At 74.3% G+C, this 26613-nt stretch carries 15 protein-coding genes; 7 read left to right on the top strand and 8 right to left on the bottom strand.

The genetic code is table 11. The annotated features are described in order from the left end of the window. Window positions 1-65: 65 nt before the first annotated feature. From ACGF07_RS20285 to ACGF07_RS20275, 3 genes are all read right to left on the bottom strand, one after another. Entirely contained in the window at window positions 66-2126 is a 2061-nt protein-coding gene (locus ACGF07_RS20285) for a serine/threonine-protein kinase (protein ID WP_392900689.1), read from the bottom strand. 116 nt (window positions 2127-2242) lie between these two features. Beyond that, entirely contained in the window at window positions 2243-2617 is a 375-nt protein-coding gene (locus ACGF07_RS20280) for a peptidase inhibitor family I36 protein (RefSeq protein WP_392900686.1), read from the bottom strand. Continuing rightward, the gene (locus tag ACGF07_RS20275) at window positions 2614-3165 is read right to left on the bottom strand and encodes a hypothetical protein (RefSeq protein ID WP_392900683.1); all 552 of its coding nucleotides are present in this window, start codon (window positions 3163-3165) and stop codon (window positions 2614-2616) included. The genes ACGF07_RS20280 and ACGF07_RS20275 overlap by 4 nt, the downstream gene beginning before the upstream one ends. Before the next feature lie 540 nt (window positions 3166-3705). Between ACGF07_RS20275 and ACGF07_RS20270 the strand changes: the two genes are divergently transcribed. Together ACGF07_RS20270 and ACGF07_RS20265 are read left to right on the top strand one after the other, a co-directional pair. Further along, window positions 3706-5211 carry a PHB depolymerase family esterase gene (locus ACGF07_RS20270; RefSeq protein WP_392900680.1) on the top strand — a complete coding sequence of 502 codons (1506 nt, stop codon included), beginning with the start codon at window positions 3706-3708 and terminating at the stop codon, window positions 5209-5211. Window positions 5212-5378: 167 nt separating this feature from the next. After that, window positions 5379-6362, top strand: a complete 984-nt coding sequence (locus ACGF07_RS20265; RefSeq protein ID WP_392900677.1) for an aldo/keto reductase — start codon at window positions 5379-5381, stop codon at window positions 6360-6362. A gap of 90 nt (window positions 6363-6452) precedes the next feature. Here the strand turns inward: ACGF07_RS20265 and ACGF07_RS20260 are convergent, their stop codons facing one another. Continuing rightward, on the bottom strand, window positions 6453-7457 hold the full coding sequence (locus tag ACGF07_RS20260) for a LuxR C-terminal-related transcriptional regulator (RefSeq protein ID WP_392900675.1): 1005 nt from the start codon (window positions 7455-7457) through the stop codon (window positions 6453-6455). A gap of 286 nt (window positions 7458-7743) precedes the next feature. Between ACGF07_RS20260 and ACGF07_RS20255 the strand changes: the two genes are divergently transcribed. From ACGF07_RS20255 to ACGF07_RS20245, 3 genes are all read left to right on the top strand, one after another. Continuing rightward, window positions 7744-7977, top strand: coding sequence for a hypothetical protein (locus tag ACGF07_RS20255; RefSeq protein WP_392900673.1), 234 nt, complete (start codon window positions 7744-7746; stop codon window positions 7975-7977). A gap of 383 nt (window positions 7978-8360) precedes the next feature. Beyond that, the gene (locus tag ACGF07_RS20250; protein WP_392900670.1) at window positions 8361-14555 is read left to right on the top strand and encodes a DNRLRE domain-containing protein; all 6195 of its coding nucleotides are present in this window, start codon (window positions 8361-8363) and stop codon (window positions 14553-14555) included. A gap of 316 nt (window positions 14556-14871) precedes the next feature. Continuing rightward, on the top strand, window positions 14872-15708 hold the full coding sequence (locus ACGF07_RS20245) for an alpha/beta fold hydrolase (protein ID WP_392900667.1): 837 nt from the start codon (window positions 14872-14874) through the stop codon (window positions 15706-15708). Window positions 15709-16774: 1066 nt separating this feature from the next. Here the strand turns inward: ACGF07_RS20245 and ACGF07_RS20240 are convergent. Next, a complete protein-coding gene (locus ACGF07_RS20240) occupies window positions 16775-18328 on the bottom strand; it encodes a Na+/H+ antiporter (protein WP_392900664.1) in 1554 nt (517 codons plus the stop codon). Window positions 18329-18485: 157 nt separating this feature from the next. Beyond that, on the bottom strand, window positions 18486-20327 hold the full coding sequence (locus ACGF07_RS20235) for an APC family permease (protein WP_392900662.1): 1842 nt from the start codon (window positions 20325-20327) through the stop codon (window positions 18486-18488). A 514-nt stretch (window positions 20328-20841) separates the two neighbouring features. Here ACGF07_RS20235 and ACGF07_RS20230 point away from each other — a divergent pair. Beyond that, entirely contained in the window at window positions 20842-23487 is a 2646-nt protein-coding gene (locus ACGF07_RS20230) for a SpoIIE family protein phosphatase (RefSeq protein ID WP_392900660.1), read from the top strand. A gap of 7 nt (window positions 23488-23494) precedes the next feature. Here ACGF07_RS20230 and ACGF07_RS20225 read toward each other — a convergent pair whose 3' ends face one another. Further along, window positions 23495-24193, bottom strand: coding sequence for a hypothetical protein (locus ACGF07_RS20225; protein WP_350747478.1), 699 nt, complete (start codon window positions 24191-24193; stop codon window positions 23495-23497). A 300-nt stretch (window positions 24194-24493) separates the two neighbouring features. Here ACGF07_RS20225 and ACGF07_RS20220 point away from each other — a divergent pair, with 300 nt between their 5' ends. Continuing rightward, complete coding sequence (locus ACGF07_RS20220; RefSeq protein WP_392900657.1) at window positions 24494-25612, top strand: FAD-dependent oxidoreductase; 1119 nt, start codon at window positions 24494-24496, stop codon at window positions 25610-25612. 123 nt (window positions 25613-25735) lie between these two features. Here ACGF07_RS20220 and ACGF07_RS20215 read toward each other — a convergent pair whose 3' ends face one another. Next, complete coding sequence (locus tag ACGF07_RS20215; protein WP_350747482.1) at window positions 25736-26182, bottom strand: nitroreductase family deazaflavin-dependent oxidoreductase; 447 nt, start codon at window positions 26180-26182, stop codon at window positions 25736-25738. Window positions 26183-26613: the final 431 nt, after the last annotated feature.

Genomic DNA, 26613 nt, shown 5'->3' with positions numbered 1-26613 from the left:
TCGGACGGGGCGGAGTGCGCTCCGGGAGGCGCCCAGGGCGACCGGCTCCCCGGATCCGCACGGGGTCAGTGCTTCGCCTGGTCCTTCAGGACGGCCCGGACGCGCTCCAGCAGGTCGGGCGGCAGCTGGGCGTAGCCCAGGTTCTCGGCCGTCAGCTGGCCGGTCCCGCTGACGATGTGGGAGAGGTAGCCCGCCACGGCGGAGGCGGAACGGTCGTCCGTGCCGCCGTGGTCGCAGTACACCGCGTAGCCGATCTGGATCAGCGGATACCCGCCCGGCACGAGCTGGTCGTAGGTCGGGCTGACCGTCAGGTCGGCGCCCGACCCGGCCACCCGGGCGGACGCGGCCGCCGTCGTGGCGGCCTGGGGCTTGGCCGGCACGGGGGCGCCGCCGGGCCCCGCCGGGAGCGACGCGGTACCCAGCTTGCCGACGGCGGCTGGCTTGCCGGAGGCGGCCAGCGGCGCGAAGGAGATCGCGTACGGCGTGTCGGCGGTCCGTCCGGTGAGGTCGAGCGTCTGCTGCGTGGTGCCGTGGGCCTGGGCCGGCCAGGACGTGCTCGGGGGGAACGGCCAGTCCGCGGGCGCTGCCGCGGCCAGGTACCGGGTGAAGGCGAGCGTGGTCGACAGCTCGCCGGACGGGCGGTACACGATGATGTCCTTGGCCGGAAGTGAGGACGCCGGGTTGAGCGCCTGGATCGCCGGGTCGTCCCAGCTGACGATCCGGCGGTTGAAGATCCGGGCGATGACCGGGGCGTCCAGGATCAGTTGGCCCGCCCCCGGGACGTTGTAGACCACGGCGATCGGCGTCACGTCCACCGGGAGTCGGACGGCGCGGCCGCCCGCGCACCGCGATCCGAGGTCCTGGTCCCCGGGTGGGACGTCGAGGACCGCGGCGGCGACCCGGCCGGCGGCGAAGTCGTCGCCCGCCGCGCCGTAGCGGGTGCCGTCCTTGGCGGTGAGGTTCGCGGTGGGGCAGGCCTGGTGGTAGTTCTGCGTCCACCGGTCGACGAGGACCGCCTGCTGGGTGTCCGCGCCGATCACCGCGTCCCCCGCCGGGCCGCAGGTGACCGGCCCGGGCGGCGCGTCCGGACCGAGCAGGGGGGTCGGGTTGTCGTAGGTCCCCGACGGCCAGGTGGCGATGGACAGCCCCGCAGCCGCAGCGAGCGCGAGCAGCGTCGCGCCGACGATCAGCCCACGGCGGCCACTCGGGCGCGCAGCGCCGTCCGGTACGCCGACGGCTTCGGGCGCGGGTGCCGGGTCGGGTACGGACGCGTCGAGGACGGTCGCGGGCGCCGCCGGCTGCGTCTGCGGCCGTTCGGCCGCCGTCCGCTCCGCCCCGGCGAGCCGCTGCAGCAGCTGGTCGGCGGTGGGCCGCCCGGCCGGGTCCTTGGCCAGGCACGCGGTGACCAGGGGCACCAGTTCGGCCGGCACACCGGTCAGGTCCGGGTCCTCGTGCACCACCCGGTAGCCGACCGCGTGTGAGGAGTCACCGCCGAAGGGGCCGCGGCCGGTGGCCGCGAACACCAGCACCGAGCCGAGGGCGAACACGTCGGTGGCCGGGTCGGCGGTGCCGTCCCGGAACTGCTCGGGCGCCATGAACGGCGGGGTGCCGACGGCCACCCCGGTGCTGGTGAGCTGGGTGCCGTCGAGGGCCCGGGCGATGCCGAAGTCGATGACGCGCGGGCCGTCCTGGGCGAGGAGGACGTTGCCGGGCTTCAGGTCGCGGTGCACCAGGCCGGCGCGGTGGATGTCCTGGAGCGCCTCGGCCAGGCCGACCGCCAGCCGTCGCACCTCGTCGGCGATGAACGGGCCCCGGGCGGCGACGCGTTGGGCCAGCGACGGGCCCGGGATGTAGAGGGTGGCCAGCCAGGGGAGCACCGCGTCGGCGTCAGCGTCGACGACCGGCGCGGTGAACGCCCCGCTGACCAGCCGGGCGGCCGCGACCTCGTGCCGGAAGCGGGCGCGGAACTCGGTGTCCGAGGCCAGGTCGGCGCGGATCACCTTGACCGCCACCTGCCGGCCCGACAAGGACCGGGCGAGGTAGACCACGCCCATCCCGCCGGCGCCCAGCCGGTCCTCCAGCCGGTAACCACCGATCTCGCGCGGATCGTTCTCCAGCAGCGCCATGCGCCCGCCCCCGTCCCCTCGCGCGCACCGGTCAACGGAGGTGCGCGCAAGGCAGCCTAGCGCCGGCCGGTCGGATGTGCTCCGCTCCCCCGGGACGGTGCCGACGCCGACGGGTTTCAGCAGCTCATCGTCCAGGTGTGGGACCCGCCCTGGTCGTTGGCGCCCTGGTTGTAGCCGACCTCCTGCCCGGGGGCGAGGCAGATGGTGACGCGGCCGAGCAGTTCACGGCCTTCGTAGACCTTCACGTGGTCCTTCACGCCGGGGCCCGAAATGCCGTGGTCGGCCCAGGAGGAGTCGTGCTTGAACATGTCGCCCTCCCACCAGTGGTCGTCTCCCGAGTGCTCGATCTTCAGGCCCTGGAAGTTCGCGTCCGTCCACACGCAGAAGTACCCGCTCCCGCACGGCGCGGAAGCGGCGGCCGGGACGGCCGTGCCGGCGGCCGAGCCGAGGGCGAGCACGGCCGTGGTGAGCAGGGTGGTGAAGCGCCTCATCGGGGTGGACCTCCTGGAGTCGGTTGGTTGCTGAGCAGGGTCGTGGCTTCGGCCAGGGCGTGGGCCCGCAGTCGCTGCCAGGTGGCGAGGTCGCCCTGGTGGCGGGCGCGGACCTGTTCGAGGCTGCTGTGGGTGTGGTCGGCCTCGGGCTGGAGGTTGTTGACGACCACCGAGGCCCGGAACCACCCGGCCTGGTCGCCGTACAGCTGCTGCTGGGCGGCGGCCAGGCAGCCGTCGGTGTGGGCCCGCACGACGTATCCGGTCGGCAGGGTGAGGGCCAGCTGGGCCGGTCCGGTACCGAACAACGCGTCCGTGACCCGCTGCTGGTCGGCCGCCGGCGGGGGCTGCTTCCCCGGCCCGGGCGGGGTGATCCCCTGGCGCCGCAGGCAGGAGTCGGTCAGCTGCCGGGTCGCCGCGGCGATCACCTCGTCCGCGCTCGGGCCGGCCGGCGACGGCGACGGCGACGGCGACGGCGACGGCGACGGCGCACAGCCGACCGCCACCACGGCCACGAGCAGCGCACCTGCCGTCCGCAGAGCGGCTCGCATCGGGTGCACCATGGATCAGCCCGACACCCGTCGGCTCGCACCGTTCGACCCCGGGCTCCGAACCGTCCGGGGGTTGCTGGTCTCACACATGGGCCACATCGTGCCGCCTGCGGGCCCGCCCGACCGGACCGATCACGCGCAGGGGCCCCTCAAACGGGTGATCATTTGCCCCGTCAGCAGTCCATGATCATGCACTCGTTGACGCTGGACCGACCGACGGCTCGCGGCCCTCGCGGAGATCCGCGCACCGGTCCGACCGCGCACGGACGAGGCCGTCCGGCTGCTCGACGCGGAGGTGACCGCGCAGAGCCCGAGCCCCAGAACCACCGCGGGTTCTGTGCCGAGTCGGCGGCCCGAGGCGGTCGGCCGGAGAGCCACCCCGGCACCATGGCGTCGCGTCACACCGGGAGGCGGTGGGAGGTGGACGTCCCGCCCATTCACCGGGCCGTCCGCCCGGCTCCATGCTTCACTGCACGACCTCGCCCGCCGGTTCCCCCCTCCCAGCGGCCGACGGGCCCCTCCCCCACCCTGGAGCCCACCATGGACAAGCCCGTGCGCACGTCCGGCCCGGTCGCGCGCGCCGTACGCGCCGTACGCCGGTGGACCGCCGTCGGCACCACCGTGCTGACCCTCGCCTCCGGCACCGCCGTCGCCGCCTCCGCCGCACCGGCCCCCGCCGCGGTCGCCGGAGCGGCCGGCAGCGGCACGTACCAGCAGGTCAGCGACTTCGGCTCGAACCCCGGCAACCTCGCGATGTACAGCTACGTGCCGACCGCTCTGCCGGCGGGAGCGCCCCTGGTCGTCGCGCTGCACGGGTGCACCCAGACCGCGAACGACTACTACAGCGCCTCCGGGTGGCCCAAGTACGCGGACCTGTACCGCTTCGCGGTGGTCTTCCCGCAGACGGACTCCGCCAACAACAGCCTCTCCTGCTTCAGCTGGTTCGACTCCGGCAAGGACGCCCGCGGCCGCGGCGAAGCCGCCTCGGTGGTGCAGATGGTGACGAAGGCCGAGTCGCTGTACGGCTCGGACGCCCACCGCGTGTTCGTCACCGGCCTGTCCGCCGGCGGCGGGCTGACCGCCGACCTGCTCGCCGACTATCCCGACGTCTTCGCCGGCGGCGCCGTCGACTCCGGGCTGCCGGCCCAGTGCGCCACCACTCTCGGCGCCGCTTCCGGCTGCCAGAACGACGACCAGCACCTCACGCCGGCGCAGTGGGGCGACAAGGTCCGCGGCTCCGACCCCGGCTACACCGGGCCGTGGCCCCGCGTGGCGATCTGGCAGGGCACCGCCGACTACACCGTCCGGCCGGTCAACGGCACCGAGTTGCGCGACCAGTGGACGGACGTCTGGGGCATCGGCCAGACGCCGTCCAGCACCCAGAGCCTTCCCGGCGGCACCACCCTCACCACCTACGACGACGGCGGCGGCCGGCCCGCCGTCGCGCTGTACTCCGTCTCCGGCATGGGCCACGGCCTCGCCGTCGACCCCGGCTCCGGCCCCGACCAGTGCGGGACGACCAGTGCGTACTTCCTGGGCGCCCTCTGCTCCAGCTACTACACGGCTCGGTTCTGGGGCCTCGGTGCCGCCCAACTGCCCGCACCCGGCGGCCTCGCCGTCACCGGCACCACCGCCCACGCGGTCTCACTGTCCTGGAACGCCGTCAGCGGCGCGGCCTCGTACGCCGTCTACCGCGACGGCGTGAGGGTCGACACCGGAGCCGTCACCGGCACCACCTACACCGACACCGGTGTCGACACCTCGGTCGCCCACGGCTACGCCGTCGCCGCCGTCGACTCCTCCGGGACCGTCGGCGCCCGGTCCTCCGCCGTGAGCGCCGGCGGCAGGGGCGCCCCGGCTCCGACCTGCTTCACGGACAGCAACTACGCCCAGACCGTCGCAGGGCGCGCCCACCAGAGCGGCGGCCTCACCTACGCCAACGGCTCGGGCCAGGCCATGGGCCTGTGGAACACCTTCACCGTCCACACCCTGGAGGAGACGTCCCCGGGCTTCTACGTGCTCGCCGACGCCGGGTGCCCCGCCTGACGCCCCGCCGCCCGCACCGGGGCCCGCACCGTCCGATCCGGCGGACCGACCCGACCCGCGCAGGCCGACCCCTCGCGCAGACCGGCCTCGCGCAGACCGGCCCCCGCGCCGGTTCCGCGGCGGGGTCGTTCCCCCGGACCGGTCGACGGACGTGAGAGGCTCCTGCCATGGAACAGCGCGTACTCGGCCGCACCGGCCGTCCCGTATCGATCGTCGGACTCGGCACCTGGCAGCTCGGCGCGGACTGGGGGAACGTCCGGGAGGAGGACGCCCTGGCCGTGTTGGACGCCTCCGTCGAAGCGGGTGTCACGCTCTTCGACACCGCCGACGTCTACGGCGACGGCCGCAGCGAGCGGCTGATCGGCCGTTTCCTGAAGGAGCGCGCGGACGCGGAGGTGTTCGTCGCCACCAAGTTCGGCCGTCGGGCGGAGCAGCGACCCGAGCACTACAACCTCGCCAACTTCCGCTCCTGGGCGGACCGTTCACGGGCCAATCTGGGTGTGGAGCGGCTGGACCTGGTGCAGCTGCACTGCCCGCCGACGCCGGTCTACTCCTCGGACGAGGTGTTCGACGCCCTGGACACCCTGGTGGCGGAGGAGCGGATCGCCGCCTACGGGGTGAGCGTGGAGACGTGCGCGGAGGCGCTGACCGCGATCGCGCGCCCGGGTGTCGCGAGCGTGCAGATCATCCTCAACGCCTTCCGGCTCAAGCCGTTGGAGCAGGTGCTGCCCGCCGCCGCGGCCGCCGGGGTCGGGATCCTGGCGCGGGTACCGCTCGCCTCGGGGCTGCTGTCGGGCCGCTACAGCGAGCGGACCTCCTTCGCGCCGGACGACCACCGCAGCTTCAACCGCCACGGCGAGGCCTTCGACCAGGGCGAGACCTTCTCCGGCGTGGACTTCGCGACGGGCGTCGAGGCGGCGCGGGAGTTCGCCGCGCTCGCACCCGAGGGCGCCACCCCGGCCCAGACGGCGCTGCGGTGGGTCGTCCAGCAGCCCGGGGTGACGACGGTGATCCCCGGCGCCCGGAACGTGGCGCAGGCGCGGTCCAACGTCGCGGCCGCGGCCCTGGAGCCGCTGCCCGCGGCCACGCTCGACGCCGTGCGGGAGCTCTACGACCGCCGCATCCGGCCGCAGGTGCACGACCGCTGGTAGTCACCCGGTAGTCACCGGCCCGAGCGCGGTGGCGGCGCCGCTCCCGTGCCGCCGCCACCGCCACCGCGCCACCGTCTGCACGCCGCGGCCCTACAGCCAGCCCCGCTGGGCGGTCTTCAGACCGGCCGCGAAGCGGCTGGCCGCCTCCAGGCGGTCCATCAGGACGGCCATCTGCCGCCGGACGGTGCGCACCGAGATGCCGAGCCGTTTGGCCGCGGCCTCGTCGGTGAGGCCGGTGGACAGCAGGCGCAGCAGTTCGCGTTCGTCGGCGCTCAGGGCCGATCCGTCCGCGCCGAGCCCGTCCCCGGCGCCGTCCCGGTCGTGGGCGATCGGGACGGCGGTCTCCCAGGTCTGCTCGAACAGGGCGACCAGGGAGGCGATGATGCCCGGTTCCCTGGTGCACAGCGCGCCGGCCCGGGTGTTGGCCGGGTCGATCGGCACCACCGCGGTGCTCCGGTCGAAGACCAGCATCCGGGGCGGCAGGACCGGGGCGGTGCGCACCTCGCCGCCGAGGCCGGTCATCCAGCGGACGTAGTCGAGGGTCCGCGGGTCGTCGTGGATGTCGTCCTGGTAGATGGTGCGCAGCCTGACCCCGCGGGCCAGGGCGTCCTCGTCCAGCGGACGGGCGGCGGCCAGGCTGGCGGCGGACTGCGCGCCCCCGGGCATCACCGCCAGGACCTCCGTGGTCAGTCGGGCGGTCAGCACCTCCAGCTTGTCCTGGACGGCGTCCAGGCCGATGAGCCGCTCGCGCCCACCCGTCGGGGTGTCGGCGCGCAGGGTCGCGTACTGGGCCAGGGCACGGGCGACCGCCGCCTTGGTGGCAGCCAACTCCTGCTGGCGGCGGGCCAGTTCCTCCTCCTGGCGGCGCAGCAGCAGGTCCAGTCCGCGCTCCGGGCTGACCGGGCGCAGGGCGCCGGGCTGCTCCCGGGAGGCCCGCAGCAGGGCGAGGTCGGCGAGTCGGTGGAGGGCGGCCCGCACGACGGGCTCCGGGAGCGCCAGCCGGTGGCAGAGTTCGGCGACCCCGCCGTCCGGGTCCGTGAGCATCTCGCGGTAGACGGCCTCCGCGGTGGCGTCCAGCCCCAGCAATTCCAGCACTTCGAACCCCTGCTCCCCGTGGACGATTCCGTATGTGTTCGGTCGGCCCGTCGGTGATCTTTCCTCCGGACCGAACGCCCTCACAAGGCATGATCCGGTCAACGCCCCGATCCGGCCGCCGGGCCGGATTTGCAGCAAGCTGCCTGGCCTGATCCTGCCTCCGGATTCGCTTCCGACCACGGGCCGCCGACCGGCAGGATTCGCCGTGCGCGCACTCTCCCGAAAGTCCGGGCGCCCGAACTCGGGCTCCGCCCGCCGCAGTTCCCGCACAGAACAGGACTCCGTCGTGTCCGTCCGTCCGCTCGCCGCCACCCTCCTCCCCCTCGCCACCGCCGCCCTCGCCGCCGTGGTGTTCGTCCTCGCCGCCGCGACCGCGCCCGGGGCCTCGCCCGCGAGCACGGCCGCGAGCGCGTCGGCCGCCACCGGCGGCGCCGGTGGCGCGATCGGCTGGGACGGCCCCTCCGTCCAGTCGATCAGTTGGGACGCTCCGCCGGCCGCCGACCGCGCAGACCAGTTCTGACCTGCGGCTCTTCTCCCTCATCGGTCCGCTCGCTCCCGTCCATCGCAGCTGAACCGCCCCCGGCTCCGCGGGTCGGCGTTCGGCCGACCCCGGGCCGCCCGCCGATTTGGCTGATTCATTGCGATCGCTTTACCAGGCCATGACCGGCGCGGGAGCGGCGAGCCGGCGTGCGCGCGGTGGGTCACCGCGCTGACTCGGCGCGCTGATTTCGGCGCGCTGATTCGCCGCACTGATCCGGCGCATTGCTCCGGCGCAGTGCGTCGGCTCTCTTCCCGCGCCCGTCGGACCACCGTCACGGCACGCCGTCACCGACCGTGCCTCCCCGACCATCCGTCCATTCCCGAACAGCTCCGCATCCCCGGACGATCCCCCAGAGGAGTTCCATGTCACGCCTCACCGGCGAACCTCCACGGCCCCGGGCCGCAACCGGTCCGCAGCCTCCCCTCCCACCACGCCGGCGCTCCGCGCTGCGCAACACCGCCGTCGCCCTGGCCGTGCTGCTGGCGGCGGAGTCGGCCGCCGTCATCATGACCACCGGTCAGGCCGTGGCCGTGGGCAAGGAGCAGGCCCCGAAGCCCGTCCGGGCCCAGGGCCCGGCCGAAGCCGCGGACCTGGCCACCGCCCACCTCAAGGCCCGGTTGGAGAACCGCCGCATCGAGGTGGTCGGCGAGCGCACCGAGTCGACCACCACCTGGATCAACCCGGACGGCACCACGACCCTGGACATGGCCTCCGGGCCGATCCGCTACAAGGACCGGTCGGGCCGCCTCCAGCCGATCGACGTCGACCTGGCCCGGCAGTCGGACGGCAGCCTCAAGGCCAAGGGCCACCCCTTCGGCCTCGCGCTGGCCGGTGCCACGCCGCCCGCCGCCGCGTCCGCGTTCAAGGCCTCCGGCGCCCCCGCCGGGGACCAGAAGGCGCCGAGCACACCGCTCGTCTCCCTGGACAACGGCAGCGGCACCACCATGTCGCTGTCCTGGCGCGGCGCCCTGCCCGCCCCCGCGGTGGAGGGCGCCCGGGCCCGGTACGCGAACGCGCTCACCGCCACCGACCTGGTCATCGAGTCCACCCGGACCGGGTTCGAGCAGTTCCTGGAGCTGAAGGACCGCTCGGCGGTGGCCGCCAACGGCAGCGTGACGCTCACCCTCGACGCCGCGGGCCTGCGGGCCCGGCAGAACCCGGACGGCTCGGTGTCGTTCCTCGACCCGAAGACCGGTCAGGAGGCCGGCCAGCTCCCGGCGCCGGTGATGTGGGACGCGAAGGTCGACGAGCGCAGCGGCGAGCACACCCGCACGGCGCCGGTCGCGCTGAAGGTCACCCAGACCGGCGACGCGATCGACCTGACGCTCACCCCGGACGCGGCCTTCCTCAACGACCCGAGGACCACGTACCCGGTGACCATCGACCCCGCGGTCAACATCGGGGTCGGCTTCGACACCTTCGTCCAGCAGGGCTACTCCACCGACGTCTCCGCGCAGACCGAGTTGAAGCTCGGCAACAACGGCTCGGGCCAGGTCGCCCGCTCCTTCCTCCAGTTCCCGATGGCGAAGATCAGCGGGAAGCAGATCACCAGCGGCAAGCTCAACCTCTGGAACTTCCACAGCTGGTCCTGCACCGCGAAGAGCTGGGAGGTCTGGGACACCGGCACGGCCACCACGGCCACCCGGTGGACCGCCCAGCCCAACTGGAACAAGAAGTGGGCCACGTCGACCGCGACGAAGGGCTACTCCAGCTCCTGCAACGACGGTTGGGTGAACCAGGACATCACCTCGCTGGTCAAGGCCTGGGCGGCGAACGGCAACGCCAACAACACCCTGGGCATCCGGGCCACCGACGAGTCCGACCCGTACGGCTGGAAGAAGTTCAACTCCGGCAACGCCTCGTCCAACACGCCGTACCTGTCGGTCACGTACAACACCCCGCCGGCCGTCTCCACGCTGGTCTCCCCGGCGGACACCGTGCGGCTCAACGACGCCACCCCGACGCTGTCCGCCAAGGCGACCGACCCGGACGGCGGCAACATCGCGCTGGACTTCGAGGTCTGGACGTCCACCGGAACCGCGGCCCTCCAGTCCGGACGGACGGGGCTGGCCGCCTCGGGCTCGACGTTCACCTGGACGCCGGGCACCGCGCTCGCGCAGGGCACCTACAAGTGGCGCTCGCGCTCCTGGGACGGCACCGCCAACAGCGCGTGGTCGGCCTTCCGCACGTTCACCGTGGACACCACGGCGCCGGGCACCACCGGCATCTCCTCCGGGGACTTCCCGGCCGGCCAGTGGTCCGGTACCCCCGACGGGAACGGCGATTTCAGCGGCACCTTCACCTTCACCCCGCCCACCAGCGACGTGAAGGACGTCCAGTACCGGCTGGACGGCGGCACCTGGGTGACGGCGGCGACCACCGGTGCGCCGGTCTCGGCGAAGCTCGCCTTCAAGGCGGGCACCCACACCGTCACCGCGCACACCCGTGACGCGGCCGGCAACGTCTCGCCGGACAAGGCGTACACCTTCTACGCGGGCAAGGGCTCCGCGCTGACGGCCCCCGGCCCGGGCGAGCGCCCGGCCCGCCGCACCTCGCTGCTGGCCGAGGGCAACAGCAACTACACCGGCGTGCGCTACCAGTACCGCCGCGGCGAGACCGACGCCTGGAAGGACGTGCCGACCGCCGACGTCACCACGGCCGACGGAAAGCCGGTGGCCGCCTGGCCGTTCGCCGCCCCGGGCGGCAAGCCGGGCGCGCTCACCTGGAACATCACCGACACCCTCGCCGAGAACGGTCCGGTCGACGTCCGCGCCGTGTTCACCGACGGCACCGCCACCGACGCCACCGCGCCGACCACGATCACCGTCGACCGCAACGCCGGTGACGCCCCGGAGACGCCGATCGGCCCGGGCCAGGTCAACACCCTCACCGGTGACCTCACCCTGTCCGCCACCGACGCCCAGGGCTTCGGCCTGAGCGCCGAGCGGTCGTTCTCCTCCCGGCGGCCGCTGAACGGCTCGGCCCAGGAGGGCCAGGCGGCGATCTTCGGCCCGCAGTGGAGTTCCGGCACCTCCGCCGAACTCACCGAGACCGCCTACAGCTACGTCCGCCAGACCTCCCCGACCTCGGTGTCGGTGGTGTCCTCGGACGGCGGCGAGATCGGCTTCACCGCCACCGGTACCGGCGGCTGGAAGCCGGAGCCGGGTGCCGAGGACCTGGCCCTGAGCGGCGCGTTCACCGCCTCCTTCACCCTGAAGGACACCGCCGGCACCACCGTCACCTTCGGCAAGGTCGACCCGGCGGCCACCACCTGGCAGGCCACCGGCTCCTCGCTGCCCAGCAACGACTCCACCACCTCGGTGGTCTCCGAGAAGGTCGTGGCCGGCGGTAGGACCCTGGCCCGGCCCAAGTACGTGTTGGCCCCGACCACCGGCACCGCCTCCGCGGACTGCGCCGCGGCGCCCGCCACCGCCGGCTGCCGCGTGCTGGAGTACGTCTACGCCGGCACCACCACCGCCACCGCGGCCGCCCTGGGCGACGTGGCCGGGCAGGTGAAGCAGATCCGCCTGTGGTCCACCGACCCCGGCGCGGGCAGCGCCACCCCCGTCGTCGTGTCCCAGTACGCCTACGACGAGCAGGGCCGCCTGCGCGAGGTGTGGGACCCGCGGATCAGCCCGGCGCTGAAGACCGCCTACGCCTACGACGCCGCCGGCCGGGTCACCACCGTGACCGAGCCCGGTGAGCTGCCCTGGACGCTGGAGTACGGCAAGGCCGGCAACGCCGCCACGGCCGGCGACGGCATGCTGCTCGCCGCCTCCCGGGCGACCCTCAAGCAGGGCAGCAAGGACGTCACCGACGGCACCGCGACCACCTCGATGGTGTACGACGTGCCGCTGTCCGGCGCCAACGCCCCGTACCCGCTGGGGCCCTCCGACGTCGCCGCCTGGGGCCAGAGCGACGCCCCGACCGACGCCACGGCCGTGCTCCCGCCCGACGCCGTGCCGGCGAGCCACGACGGCAAGGCCCTCGGCACCGCCGCCTACGCCCGCGCCTCGCTCACCTACACCAACGCCTCCGGGCGCGAGGTCAACCTGGCCACCCCCGGCGGCGGGATCACCACCACCGAGTACGACGCGCACGGCAGCCCGGTGCGCACCCTCTCCGCGGAGAACCGCATCCTCGCCCTGGCCACCACCGGCGACGGCCTGAACAAGCTGCGGGCGCTCGGCATCGCCGGCCGCTCCACCGCCGACCGTGCCCAGGTGCTGTCCTCGCTGTCGGTGTACTCGGCGGACGGCAAGCGGCTGGTCGAGCAGTACGACCCGCTGCAGCTGGTCACCCTGGAGCACGACCTGGCCGCCTCCGGCACCGCCCCGGCCCTCGCGGCCGGCGCCGAGGTCCCGGCCCGGGCCCACACCGTCACCGGCTACGACGAGAACCGCCCGGCGGACGCCGCGGCCAGTGACCGCGAGACCTCGGTCGCGGTCGGCGCCCGGATCGACGGCTACGCCGCCGACGCGGACGTGCGCACCACCGCCACCGCCTACGACTGGGCCCAGGGCCTGCCCACCCGCACCGTGCAGGACCCGGCCGGACTGAAGATCACCACCGCCACCGGCTACGACGCCGCCGGCCGGGTCGTCTCGCAGTCCCGGCCGAACTCCACCGGCTCGGACGCGGGCACCACCGTCACCACGTACTACGGCACCGGTGCCACCGGCGCGTGCGCCGGCCACCCGGAGTGGGCCGGACTGGTCTGCTCCACCGCCCCGGCCGCACCCGTCAGCGGCGGCAGCGCCCCGGCGCAGACGCCCACCAAGACGTACCAGTACGACCGCTGGGGCAACGTCACCGTCCTCACCGAGGTCGCCAACGGCGTCACCCGCACCACCACCCGCGGCTACGACGCCGCCGGGCGCCTGACCAAGGTCTCCGTGACGGGCGGCACCGGCACCGCCGTGGCCGACACCGTGTACGGCTATGACCCGGCCACCGGCCAGGCGTCCAGCATCGCCAACGGCAGCGCGACCGTCACCCAGGGCTTCGACCGGCTCGGCCGCCCCGTCTCCTACGACGACGGCGCCGGGAACGTCACCACCACCGAGTACGACCGGCTCGACCGCGTGGTGAAGAAGTCCGACTCGGTGCCCTCCAGCGTCACCTACGGCTACGACACCGCCAAGGACCCGCGCGGCCTGCCCACCTCCATGACCGACTCGGTCGCGGGCACCTTCACCGCCGGCTACGACGTCGAGGGCCGGGTGGTCTCCCAGACCCTGCCCGGCGGCAACACCCTCACCAGCAGCTACGACAGCCGGGGCATCCAGACCGGCAAGACCTACGCCAACCAGTCCGGCACCGTACTGCTCGCCGACACCGCGGCCTACACCGTCCACGGGCAGCAGGCCGGCCGCACCCAGACCGACGGCAGCAGCACCACCGACTCCTACACCTACGACGCCACCGGCCGTCTGCTGAGGACGGTCTCCGGCAACGGCCTGGACTGCACCACCCGCAGCTACGCCTTCGACCGGAGCAGCAACCGCACCAACCGCACCACGGTCGGCGACGACTGCGACCCGGCCACCGCCGACGCCGTCACCGCCACCGAGAACCACACCTACGACGCCGCCGACCGCATCACGGACGCCGGTTACGCGTACGACGCCTACGGCCGCACCACGGCGCTGCCCAAGGGCACCCAGCTGAGCTACTTCGCCAACGACCTGGTCCGCGGCGAGACCCTCGGCAGCACCCGCAGGACCTGGGACCTGGACGCCGCCGGCCGCCTCGCCACGGCCACCACGGAGACCAGGGCCGACGACGGGACCTGGACGGTCACCGCCCGCGCCACCAACCACTACGACGGCTCGGACGACAGCCCGTCGTGGACCCGCGAGGTCGACGGCAAGCTCACCCGCAACGTCACCGACCTCACCGGTCAGCTGGTCGCCGCCACCGGCACCGACGGCGGCGCGATCCTGATCCTGACCAACCTCCACGGCGACGCCTCCGTCCAGATGTCGCCCGACGGCACCCAGGACCTCGCCGTCTACCACTACGACGAGTACGGCAACGTCGTCGACGCCACCGGCGCCACCGAGTACGGCTGGCACGGCGGACAGCTGCGGGCCACCGACTCCGTCAGCGGCCTGGTCCTGATGGGGGTCCGGGCCTACGACCCGACCACCGGCCGCTTCCTGCAGACCGACCCGGTCCTGACCGGCTCGCCGAACGCCTACGGCTACCCGGTCGACCCGATCACCACCGACGACCTCGACGGCCTGCGCTGGCTGAAGAAGTGGACCGCCAAGCTCAGCAAGGCCGGTGCGGCCAACGTCGCCAAGCAGCTGAAGAAGACCGGCAAGATCAGCTCGATCATCGGACTGATCGTCGCCCTCTTCCCGCACTACGTCGCGAAGATCATCGGCGGCATCCTCAAGGTCATGGGCTCGCTGCTGAAGAGCTGGGGCAAGGCCATCGAGAAGGCCAACAACCGACGCGGCAGCCGGGGGGTGAGCATCACCATCGGCGTCTGGCAGGACCACATCTGGACGGTGCCGTACGGCAGGAGCGAGATCAAGACCCGCTACTGATCCGCCGGGGCGCTCCCCCAACGGCGTGACGCACCACCACGAGGCCGGCCGGCCCGGGGCACTCCCGGGCCGGCCGGTCCGGTGTTCCCGGGGGGCCGATCCGGTGTTCCCGGGGGCGGAGCCGGCCCGGTGTTCCCGGGGGCGGCCGGACGCCACCGGACGCGGCCGAACACGGCCAGGACCGACGCCGGCCGAGCACGCATGGACGCTCGCGGACGACACGCGGTGCCCGCAGCGGCAACCGTCCGCACCCGCTCGGCCCTAGCGTGGGCGCACCGCAGCGGCCCGCTGCCCGAGTGGAAAGAGAGCCCAGCCCATGCCGTTCATCACCGTCGGCCAGGAGAACACCACCCCCATCGAGCTGTACTACGAGGACCGCGGCTCGGGGCAGCCGGTGGTCCTGATCCACGGCTTCCCGCTGGACGGGCACTCCTGGGAGCGGCAGAGCGCCGCGCTGCTCGACGCCGGCTACCGCGTGATCACCTACGACCGCCGCGGCTTCGGCCAGTCCTCCCAGCCGGCCACCGGCTTCGACTACGACACCTTCGCCGCCGACCTGAACACCGTGCTGGAGACCCTCGACGTCCAGGACGCCGTGCTGGTCGGCTTCTCGATGGGCACCGGCGAGGTCGCCCGCTACGTGGCCCGCTACGGCTCCGCCCGCGTCGCCAAGGTCGCCTTCCTGGCCTCCCTGGAGCCGTACCTGCTGAAGACGGACGACAACCCGGACGGCGCCGCCCCGAAGGAGTTCTTCGACGGGATCGTCGCCGCGGTGAAGGCCGACCGCTTCGCCTACTACACCGACTTCTACCGGGACTTCTACAACCTGGACGAGAACCTCGGGACCAGGATCAGCGAGGAGGCCGTCCGCAACAGCTGGAACGTCGCCGCGGGCGGCGGCGCCTACGCCGCCTCGGCCGCGCCGTCCACCTGGTACACCGACTTCCGGGCCGACATCCCCCGCATCGACGTGCCGGCCCTCATCCTGCACGGCACGGGCGACCGCATCCTGCCGATCGACAACACCGGCCGCCCGTTCCACCGGGCGCTGCCCTCGGCCGAGTACGTGGAGATCGAGGGCGCGCCGCACGGCCTGCTGTGGACCCACGCCGAGGAGGTGAACGCCGCGCTGCTGGCCTTCCTCGCCAAGTAGCCGCGCCGGGCGGCCTGCCCGCCCGGCGATGCGCGGAAGCCCCGGGCTCCCCCGTCATGCGGGACGGGAGAGCCCGGGGCTTTCCGCGTTCCGCTCCGGCCGCCGGGAACACCGCCGGCGGGTGCGCCGGCGGACCGGCGGCTCCGGCACGGACGGACCGGAGACGGTGCGCCGGCGGGCCGGAGAGGCCGGTGCGCTGACGGACGGGAGACGGTGCGCTGAGTTCACCCGGGCCAGAGTGACGAGGGCCGTCCCGGGCGCCTCCGGGCCGGAGCGGCCGCGGCGCTCGTGGGCGAGCGCCGCGAGCAGGTCCAGCGCCGTGGTCGAGAGCGGGACGCCAGGTGCGGCTCCCCCGTACCGGCCGACCGGGACAGGCATTCCAGGTAGGCCACCACCAGTCGGGCGGTGTCGTCGCCGGTGTCGAACGCCGTTCCCGTGCTCCTTGCGGTGGGTGCCGGGGCGGGGCGGCGGCTGGCGGGCGCCGTTCGGCGGGGCGTGGGTCACCACGGGAAGGAGGCCGACGGAGCCGGCCACGGGGCCGACGCCCCGGCCGACGACGCGCACCGGCAGGTGCACCGCGGCGGCACCGGCGTCCGCACGGTCCAGGTGGCCGCCGCCGAACCCGGCGCGGGCCGGGCCGTGGGGGGCGGCGTCCAGATCGGCCACGTGTTCCAGGTCGCCCACTCCGCCGGCGTGACGCCGGGGTCGGGGATCCGAACGGCCCGGGTGAGCCCGGGGCCTCTCCTGGTCGGACAGGTCACAGCGTTCATGCCACCCTCCGCATGCCGTCGACGGTGGTGCTGACCCCGAGTACGGACGGCCGGGTGGCGTCGGAACCTGCCGCCGGAACCCGGTCGGAGGGGCGACCCGGTGGCCGACCGGCCGTCCTGCCATTCACGCTAGCGGCAGCGCGGCGGCGGACCGCGGTACCCCGGACGGAACCTCGCAGCCGGAGCGGTACCTCGGTACTACGCGGGTCGAGCCGGTCGGACCGCCGCCCGCTGCGCAGGCTGCCGACCGGTGCCGGTGCCGCCGCCGGGCTCCTCCCGAACGGGCGTCCCGGCGGTCACGGGTTGCCGAGGGCGGCCTCTTCCCGGTCGAGGTCGTGCTGGACGCGGCGGCGGGTGGTGTCGCTGATCCGGTGCTCGTCGTAGAGGCGGTGCAACTCGGCGCTCTGGACGGCGATGACCTCGCGGCGCAGCTGGCGGTAGGCGGTGTCGGCGGTGGTGCCGTCGGGGGTTTCCGGGGTGCGGTCGAGGCGGGCGGTGAGGGCGCGGCGGAGCCGGTCGAGGGCGGTGTCGGGGACGGCTTCCAGTTCGGCGAGGTGTTCGACGTGGTGGAGGGCGGCGCGGTTGAGGGCGTCGCGGGTGTCGTCCTCCTCGCGGGCGGTGTGTTCGGGTTCGAGGGCGAGTCCGGAGCGGTTGACGACGGCGGCGAGGGTGAGGCCCTGGACGACGAGGGTGAAGACGACGACGGCGGTGGTGAGCACCAGGACGAGGGGGCGTCCGGTGAGTGCGGTGCCGTCGTCGGCGAGCAGCGGGATGGAGAGGGCGGCGGCGAGCGGCATGACGCCGCGGGTGCCGGCCCAGGTGACCACCCCGGCGACCCGCCAGGACAGCCGGCCGCTGCCGTGGCCGGGTTTGACGCCGCGGGTGAGCGGCAGGGTGGAGAGGACGCGGACGGTGATCAGGACGGCGGCCAGGGCGAGCGCCTGGAGCGGCCACCAGCCGGTTCCGGCGGGCAGGTCCCGTACGAGGGTGGGCAGTTCAAGGCCGACGATGCTGAAGACGACGCTCTCCAGCAGGAAGACCACCACGGCGTGGACGGCGTGCAGTTGCAGCCGGATGTGGGCGTCGGTGAGCCGGTGGCCGGAGCGGCCGAGCAGCACCCCGGCGACCACCACGGACGTGACGCCCGAGGTGTGCGCGGATTCGGCCAGCACGTACGCCGCGTACGGAGTGACCAGCGCGATCACCGTCTCCAGCACCGGGTCGGTGGTGCGGCGGCGCACCAGCCACACCAGGCCCGCGACGGCGGCGCCGACCAGGCTGCCGCCCCCGCCGAGCAGCAGGAACTCCCCGCCCGCCGCCGGAAGGCTGACCGAGGCGCCGACGGCCACCGCGATGCCGATGGCGACCTTGAACAGGACGAGCGAGGTGGCGTCGTTGAACAGGCTCTCCGCCTGCACCAGCACCTGGAGCCGCCCCGGCAGGGCGAGGCGGCGGCCGAGCGCGGTGACGGCCACCGGGTCGGTGCTGGAGAGCACGGCGCCGAGGACGAAGGCCATCGCGGGCGGCAGCCCGGCGACGGCGACGGCCGTGAAGCCCACGGCGGCGGCGGAGGCGAAGACCAGCCCGAAGGAGAGGATCGTCACCGGGCGCCAGACCGTGCGCAGGTCGCGCAGCGACAGCTCCTCGGCGGAGGCGTAGAGCAGCGGTGGCAGGACCACCGTGCCGATGATCTGCGGGGGGACGTGCAGGGCGGGGACGCCCGGTACCAGTGCGACCCCGATGCCGGCCAGGACCAGCAGCGACGGCGCGGGCACCCGCAGGCGCCGGGCGAAGGTGGCCACCGTCGTGGCCAGGACCACCAGGACGAGAACGATCGCCACACTGTGCATCGGTGGAGAGGACCCCTCGCAAGAATCGGGGTCACCGCCGCCGGATCGCTGCAGTCATCCCCCGCGCCGACCAGGCTTCCCGGCACACCTGTGGTCATCTTATCGGGGCTTTAGCGGCGATCCGCAGGAGCGGAGGGCGCGGGCCCGCCCTCCCCCGCTACATCCGCATGCGCAGGCGGCAGACCACCGCGTCGGTGTGCCGGCGCAGGGCGCGGTCGATCACGGCGCCGCGCCGGTTCTGCAGGGCGCGCTGCCACCAGTGGGCGGGCTCGACCTCGGGGATCAGCACGGTCACCCGGTCGTAGACGTGCTCCGCTCCCAGCTCGTTGACGAAGGCGGCGATCGGCCGGCCCAGTCGGCGGTGCTCGTCCGGGATCTCCACCAGCGGCACGCCCGGCCGCCACAGCTCCCAGTCCCGCCGCAGTGCTTCCGCCGGGGCAGGCTCGTGGACGACGGTGACCGCCATGACCTCGTCGCCCAGCGACAGCGCCGCCGACAGGCCGTCCCGGGTCAGCCGGCTGATCGCGGTGACCGGGACGACGACCAGGCTGCGCCGGCGGATGACCGCGCCGGGCACCCGGCCGAGCTCCAGGCGCTCGCCGATCCGTGCGTAGCCGCGGTGGATCGCCTCGAAGAGCAGCACCAGCAGCGGCAGGGCCACCACGATGCCCCAGGCGCCCTCGGTGAACTTGGTGCCGGTGACGACCAGGGCGGCGACACCGGTGAGCAGCGCGCCGAAGCCGTTCAGGGCGGCCTTGGAGCGCCAGCCGTGCGGGCGGTGCCGGTGCCAGTGCCGGACCATGCCGACCTGGCAGACGGTGAAGCCGACGAACACGCCGATGGAGAACAGCGGCACCAGGCTGTTGACGTCGCCGCCGGAGCCGGCCAGCAGCGCCGCGGACGCCGCGGCCAGGAACAGTACGCCGTACCGGTACACCTGGCGGTCGGCGCGCAGCGTGAAGACGTGCGGGAGGTGGTTGTCGCGGGCGAGGAGGTCGAGCAGCACCGGCAGGCCGCCGAAGGAGGTGTTGGCGGCCAGGCCGAGCAGGACGACGGTGGCGGACTGGACGACGTAGAAGCCGGCGCCGTGGCCGAGCGAGGCGTCGGCGAGCTGGGCGAGCACGGTGACGCCCTCGACGGGCTGGAGGTGGAAGCGCCCGATCAGCACGGCCAGCCCGATCAGCATCACGCCGAGCAGCGCGCCGAGGGCGACCTCGGTGTGCTGGGCCCGCCTGACCCGCGGGGTCCGGAAGGAGGGGACGGCGTTGGCCACCGCCTCCACCCCCGTCAGCGCCGAGCAGCCGGCCGCGAAGGCCCTGAGCAGCAGCAGCGCGCCCACGGTGGTGGCGTTCTCGGCGAGCGCCGAGGCGTGCCCGGCGGCGGCCGCGGTGCTCGCCGGGGCGTCCCGGAACAGCCCCACCGCGATGATCGCCAGGATCGACAGCACGAACACCGCCGTCGGTGCCATGAACCAGCGCGCCGACTCCGCTATGCCCCGCAGGTTGACGGCGGTGACCAGGGCGAGCACGCCCAGGCAGAGCCAGACCCGCTGGCCGTACAGGCCCGGCACCGCCGAGGTCAGCGCGGCCACACCGGCGGTGACCGAGACCGCCACGTTCAGCACGTAGTCGATCACCAGTGAGGCGGCCGCCGTCAGGGCCGTCCGACGGCCCAGGTGCGCCTTGGCGACCGCGTAGGAGCCGCCGCCGTCCGGGAACGCCGCGATCACCTGCCGGTAGGAGGCCACCAGCACCGCCAGCAGCACCGCGATCGCCACCGTCACCGGCAGCGTGAAGCCCAGCCCGTACGAACCGGCCGCGGCCAGCACCAGCACGATCGACTCCGGCCCGTACGCCACCGAGGCCATCGCGTCCAACGACAACGCCGCCAGGCCGCCCGGAGCGGTGAGCCGGTGCCGCTCCTGTCCGGCGCCGGTATCCGGCGGCGCGGGGTCGACGGCGGCGGTGGCGGTGGCGGTCGGAATCGTGGTCTCTGGCATCGGTGGCTCCTCGATCGTGATGCCGACGATCGTGGTCCCGCCCGCCGGGCCGGCCTCCGGTTCGTACAGGCTCTTGACGCCGGCGGCGCCGACCTTGACGCGATCTTGACGAGCCGGGCAGCGACCCGCGCCGTGAGCCGGCCGCTGGGGCACCGCCCGTCCGCCCCGCCGGACGGCGGGCCGCAGGGCCCGAGGGCGTGCACCCGGCTCGCTCCGGAGCGCTGGGGCCCCGCGCACCGCCGGGACGCCCGGCGGGCGCCGTGCCGCGCAGCGATGGCGGCCCCTGGGGCTGGTCACAGCGGGTCACGGGCCGCCTCGGCAGCCCCAGGGGCCGGCGGCGACGTGCGGTTCGCGGCAGTACGGGTAGAAATGGCGTATGCGTAAGTTGCGCCCGTTCGGGGCGCGGGGTCGCCGGCCGTGGCGGGCGTCCCGCCCTCCGCCGTCCGAGGGCGGTCGGGGTTCCGGGCCGGGCGGCGGTCGGCCCGCGCGGGGGCGGCCGGCGTCGCACTTCGGCTTGCGGAGCGTAGCCGGCCAGGCGTTCCTGTGGCAGCTGACGGTCCTGCTGGTGCTCGCCGCGCTCGGGATCACCGCCCTGGTGGTCCGGACCACGAGCAGTGCCCACGCCGACGCCCGGCACCGGTCGCTCGCCGTCGCGGAGGGCTTCGCGAACTCGCCCGGCCTGGCCGCGGCGCTGCGGTCGCCCGACCCCACCGCGGTGCTCCAGCCGCTCGCCGCGGCCGCCCAGCAGGGCGCGGGCGTCGACTTCGTCGACGTGCTGAGCACCGACGGGGTCCGGTACACCGATCCGCTGCCGGAGCTGGTCGGGCAGCGCGTCCAGGGCGACATCAGCCGGGCGGCGGCGGGGCAGTCCTTCACGGAGGTCTTCCAGGGCTCCCCGCAGAACGCGGTCCGGGCGCTCGTCCCCGTCAAGGACGCGGACGGCAGGGTCGTCGGGCTGGTCGCCACCGGCGTGCAGACCACGGACGTCAGTGCGACCGTGGACCGCCAGCTGCCGGTCCTGATCGGCGCCGCGGCGGGCGCCGTCCTCGTCGCCGCCGGTGGAGCGGTGCTGGTGAGCAGGCACCTGCGCCGCCAGACCCACGGCCTGGGGCCGGTCGAGATGACCCGGATGTACGAGCACCACGACGCCGTGCTGCACGCGGTCCGCGAGGGCGTGCTGATCATGGACGCCGACCAGCGGTTGATGCTCGCCAACGACCAGGCGCGGCAGCTGCTCGACCTGCGCCCGGACGCGGAGGGCCGGCGGCTGGACGAGCTGGGCCTGGACCCTGGCATGGCGGCCCTGCTGGCCTCGGGGCGGACGGTCACGGACGAGGTGCACCCGGCCGGGGGCCGCCTGCTGGCCGTCAACCTCCGGCCGATGGCCGTCCGCAGCGGGCCCGCCGGTTTCGTGGCGACGCTGCGGGACACCACCGAGCTGCGTGCGGTGGCCGGGCGGGCGGAGGAGACCCGGGAGCGGCTGCGGCTGCTGTACGAGGCGGGCGACCGGATCGGCACCACTCTGGACGTCGTCGCGACGGCGCAGGAACTGGCGGACGTGGCGGTGCCCCGGCTCGCCGACTTCGTCAGCGTCGACCTGCTGGAGGAGCTGATGGGCGGGGACGAGCCCGCCCCCGGACCGGTCACCGGTGGGGTGCTGCGCCGAGTGGCCCACCGGTCCGTGCTGGAGGGCGAACCGGAGGCGGTGGTCCGGGCGGGCGAGATCGACTTCCACCCGGAGGACTCGCCCCACCTGCGCAGCATGGCCACCGGGCGCTCCGAACTGCACCGGGCACCGGACGCGGCCGTCACGGCATGGCTGGCCGAGGATCCGGCACGGGCCGCCAAGGCCGACACGTACGGATTCCACTCCTGGATCCAGGTGCCGGTGATCGCCCGGGGCACGCCCCTGGGCGTGGTGGAGTTCGTCCGCTCGCGCAACGCCGAGCCGTTCGACGAGGACGACCTGGCCCTGGCTGAGGAGTTGGTCGCCCGGGCGGCGGTCGCCCTGGACAACGCCCGGCGCTTCACGCGGGAGCGCAGCACGGCGCTCGACCTGCAACGGAGTCTGCTGCCCCAGCGGCTCCCGGAGCTCTCCGCCGTGGAAGCCGCCTTCCGCTACCTGGCGGCCGACCCCCGGTTCGGCGTGGGCGGCGACTGGGTCGACGTGATCCCGCTGTCCGGCGCGCGGGTGGCGCTGGTGGTCGGGGACGTGACCGGGCGCGGTCTGCGGGCCTCCGCCGTGATGGGGCAGCTGCGCTCCGCCGTCAGGACCCTCGCCGACGTCGACCTCACACCGGAGGAACTGCTCACCCAGCTCGACGACCTGGTCATCCGGCTGGCCGCCGACACCGCCCCGGCCCCGGACGCCGCGACCGCCGGAGAGGTCGCCGCCACCTGCCTGTACGTCGTCTACGACCCCGTGTCGGGCTGCTGTTCGGCGGCCAGCGCCGGCCACCCGGCGCCCGCCGTGACCCACCCGGACCGCACCACGGCCGTTCTGGAACTGCCCGCCGGTCCTCCGCTCGGCCTGGGCGGGCTGCCCTTCGAAGCCGCCGAGACGGTGCTTCCCGAGGGCAGCCTGCTCGCCCTCTACACCGGCGGCCTGGTCGCCTCCCCGCAGCGCGCGCTGGACGCCGGACTCGACGAGCTGCAGGGCCTCCTGGCCGGCTCGGACGGCTCGCTGGAGACCCGGTGCGACCGGATCGTGCGGGCCCTGGTGCCGGAGCACCCCGCCGACGACGCCGTCCTGCTGCTCACCCGGGTCCGGCGGCTGGACGACGCCCGGGTCGCGACCTGGGCGGTGCCCGCCGACTTCGCGGCGGTCGCCGACGTCCGGGCCGACGCCGTCCGCCGCCTGACGGCATGGGGCCTGGAGGACGCCGCCTTCGTCACCGAACTGGTCGTCAGCGAACTCGTCACCAACGCCATCCGCTACGGCAGGGAACCGATCCAGCTACGGCTCATCAACGACCGCTCGCTGATCTGCGAGGTCTCCGACGGCAGCAGCACCGCACCGCACCTGCGCCGGGCCAGGATGTTCGACGAGGGCGGCCGCGGCCTGCTGCTGGTCGCCCAGCTCACCCAGCGTTGGGGCACCCGGCAGTCCGCGCACGGCAAGACCATCTGGTGCGAGCAGGACCTCGCCGAGGACGGCTGAGCGGCGATCAGGTGGCGGGGAGGCTGTTCGCCAGTTCCCGGAACCGTGCGGAGGGCCGCATCATGCCGTTGTCGCCGACGTTCAGGTTCTCCAGCCAGCCGTCCCGGTACCAGAAGATCGACGAGGTCAGCGGGGCGGGATCCTTGATCTGGAGCTGCTTGGACAGGTCGATCATGAACCGGATCGCGTTCAGCGACGCGCCGCTGCGGATCGGCGCCGCGCAGAACGCGTTCCTCGTCGGCAGGGTGACCAGGGCGCCGTGGGGCAGCTCGACGCCGCCCAGGGCGTTCTCCAGGCGCAGGGCCTGGGCGGCTCCGGGCCACGCCCCCTTCCCGTTGACGGCGTAGAGGACGTCGCCGTTCGACGCGTTGAAGGACTGCCGGTTGAGCGGCTCGCCGGCCAGGTTGGCGAAGGCCCGCTCCCAGAGCTCCGCCCGGCTGACGCTCCACTGGTCGGCCGCGTGCTCGGCTATCGACAGGGCCTCCGTCGTCCCGCCGCGCTTGCCGCCGTCCACGCACAGGACGACCGACAGCTCGTCGTCGATCGGCCGGGCCATCGGGTCGGGGCCCAGGACACGGGTCGGGGTGACCAGCAGGCGCAGGCGGTCCCGGACCTCGAAGACGGAGATCCTGGCCAGCGCCTTGCACGGGCCGTGCTCGTCGCACAGCGGCTTCGGAAGGTTCTTGCGGTTGCCGAACAGCGGCACGGGTGGCTCCTCCGGTTCGATGCGGTGTCAGGCCGAGGCCACAGCATCCCATCGGAGCTCGCCGCCGTCCCGGAGATTTCCCGATCCGCGGCCGGCCCCCGACCGGCCGCTGCCCGCCGTTCGGACCCCGCCACCTGCGGTGTCGGTCGTCCGACAGTCGTCTGCCGGTGGCCTGCCGGTGCTCTGCCGGTGCTCCGGTGCGGCCGTCAGCCGGATGACGGCGACCCGAAGGCGGCGCCTGACACCTTTCAGGAGCGGCCGACCGGAGCCATCGGGCGGCCCGATCCTGAAGGAGTCACCATGCGCACACCCGTCACGATCATCGGCGCCGGGCTCGGCGGTCTCACCCTGGCCCGGGTCCTGCACCTGCACGGAATACCGGTCACGGTGCACGAGGCCGAGCCCTCCCCGTCGGCGCGGAGCCAGGGCGGCATGCTCGACATCCACGACTACAACGGGCAACTCGCCCTGCGGGCGGGCGGTCTGACGGAGGAGTTCCGCGCCATCATCCTGGAGGGCCGCCAGGCGATGCGGGTGCTGGACCCCGACGGGTCCGTCCTGTTCGAGACGGCCGACGACGGCACGGGCGGGCGCCCCGAGGTGCAGCGCGGCGACCTGCGGCGGATCCTGCTCGACTCGCTGCCCGCCGGCACCGTCCGGTGGGGCCGGAAGGCGACCGCCGTCCGGCCGCTGGGCGGCGGCCGTCACGAGGTGGCGTTCGCCGACGGCGGCAGCGTCGTCACGGACCTGCTGGTCGGCGCGGACGGCGCGTGGTCGCGCGTCCGGCCTCTGCTCTCGGCCGCGCGGCCCGAGTACACCGGCAGGTCGATCGTCGAGACGTACCTGTTCGACGCCCGCACCCGGTACCCGGCCACCGCGCGGGCGGTCGGCGGCGGGTCGATGATCGCGTCGTCGCCGGGCCGGGAGATCTTCGCCCACCGGGAGAGCGGCGACACCCTGCACGCCTACGTGGGGATCAGCGAGCCGCTGGACTGGTTCGCGGACATCGACGTCACCGACACGGCCGCGGCCACCGCGCGGATCGCACGGGAGTTCACCGGCTGGGCGCCGGAGCTCACCGCGCTGATCACCGAGGCGGACGGCGCACCGGTCCTGCGCCACCTCTATGCCCTCCCGGGCGGGCACCGGTGGGAGCGGGTGCCGGGGGTGACCCTGCTCGGGGACGCCGCCCACCTCTCCCCGCCGAACGGCGAAGGCGCCAACCTGGCGATGCTCGACGGCGCCGAGCTCGGCGGGGCGCTCGCCGCGCACCCCGGTGACGTGGAGGCCGCGCTCTCCGCGTACGAGCAGGCGATGTTCCCCCGCAGCGCGGAAGCCGCCGCCTGGCTGCCGGAGGGCGGTGCCGGGGGCGACGTGGGCCAGGCCCTGATCGAGCTCATCAGCGGGCACGGCCGGTGATCGGCTGAGCCGACCCCGGCTCCGGCCCCGGCTGCGCCGACGACCCGGCAGGCCGGGGCCGGGTAGGCCGGGCCGGGGCCGGGCGGTGCGGGCCTGGCAGCGGTCCGCACCGCCCGGGCGGTCCTACCCGCGCGCGGGCTCCAGCACGAAAACGGGGATCACCCGGTCCGTCTTCTGCTGGTAGTCGGCGTACGGCGGGTACGCGGCGACCGCGCGCTCCCACCACTGCGCCCGCTCGTCCCCGGTCACCTCACGCGCCGTCATCTCCTGGCGCACGGGCCCGTCCTGGAGCTCCACGTGCGGGTCGGCCTTCACGTTGAAGTACCAGACCGGGTGACGCGGGAAGCCGCCCTTCGAGGCGACCGCCGCGTACCGCCCCCCGTGCTCCACGCGCATCACCGGGACCTTGCGGATCTTGCCGCTCTTCGCGCCGCGCGTCGTGAGGATGACGACGGGCAGGCCCGTGTCCCAAAGCGTCGTTCCCTGCGTGCCACCCGAGCTCTCGTACAGCTCGACCTGGTCGCGCACCCACTGGGCCGGACTCGGCTCGTACTCGCCCTCGAGCGGCATCGCATTCACCCCGTCGTCAGGTAGAGCGCAGCGTGCCCGTGACCGGCCGGGACGAGGACCGTCGAGACCCTGGTTCCCGTTCCGGCCGGAGGCACCTCCAAGGTGACGGAGCCTATCGGGTGCCACCCGGATGTTCGGGCAAGGAGCCCCCGGGCCGTTCGGCGCTCCCGCCGACGCGCGGCTCCGCGCGCGGTGGCAGCTCCGCTCACCGGTCAGCTCCGACGGCCGCGCCATAGATCGGGTACCTCCCCACCGACCGGCGCCGGTGTCGGCGCCGGTGCCGACCTCCTGCGACCGCTTCAGGGGCGGAGGGCGGTCCGGCTCAGGGCTGTCCGCTCCTCGGTCACGCCCGGTGCACCGGTGCGGGCGGGCAGTAGGATCAACGGCGTTGTCACCCGTACCCCGCTGGTAGGAGGCTTTTCCATGGCTCA

It is taken from the genome of Kitasatospora sp. NPDC048194, assembly GCF_043202455.1.
Taxonomy (GTDB): domain Bacteria; phylum Actinomycetota; class Actinomycetes; order Streptomycetales; family Streptomycetaceae; genus Kitasatospora.
The sequence above is the reverse complement of the archived record's forward strand: the minus strand, read 5'-3'. Positions and strand labels throughout refer to the sequence as shown.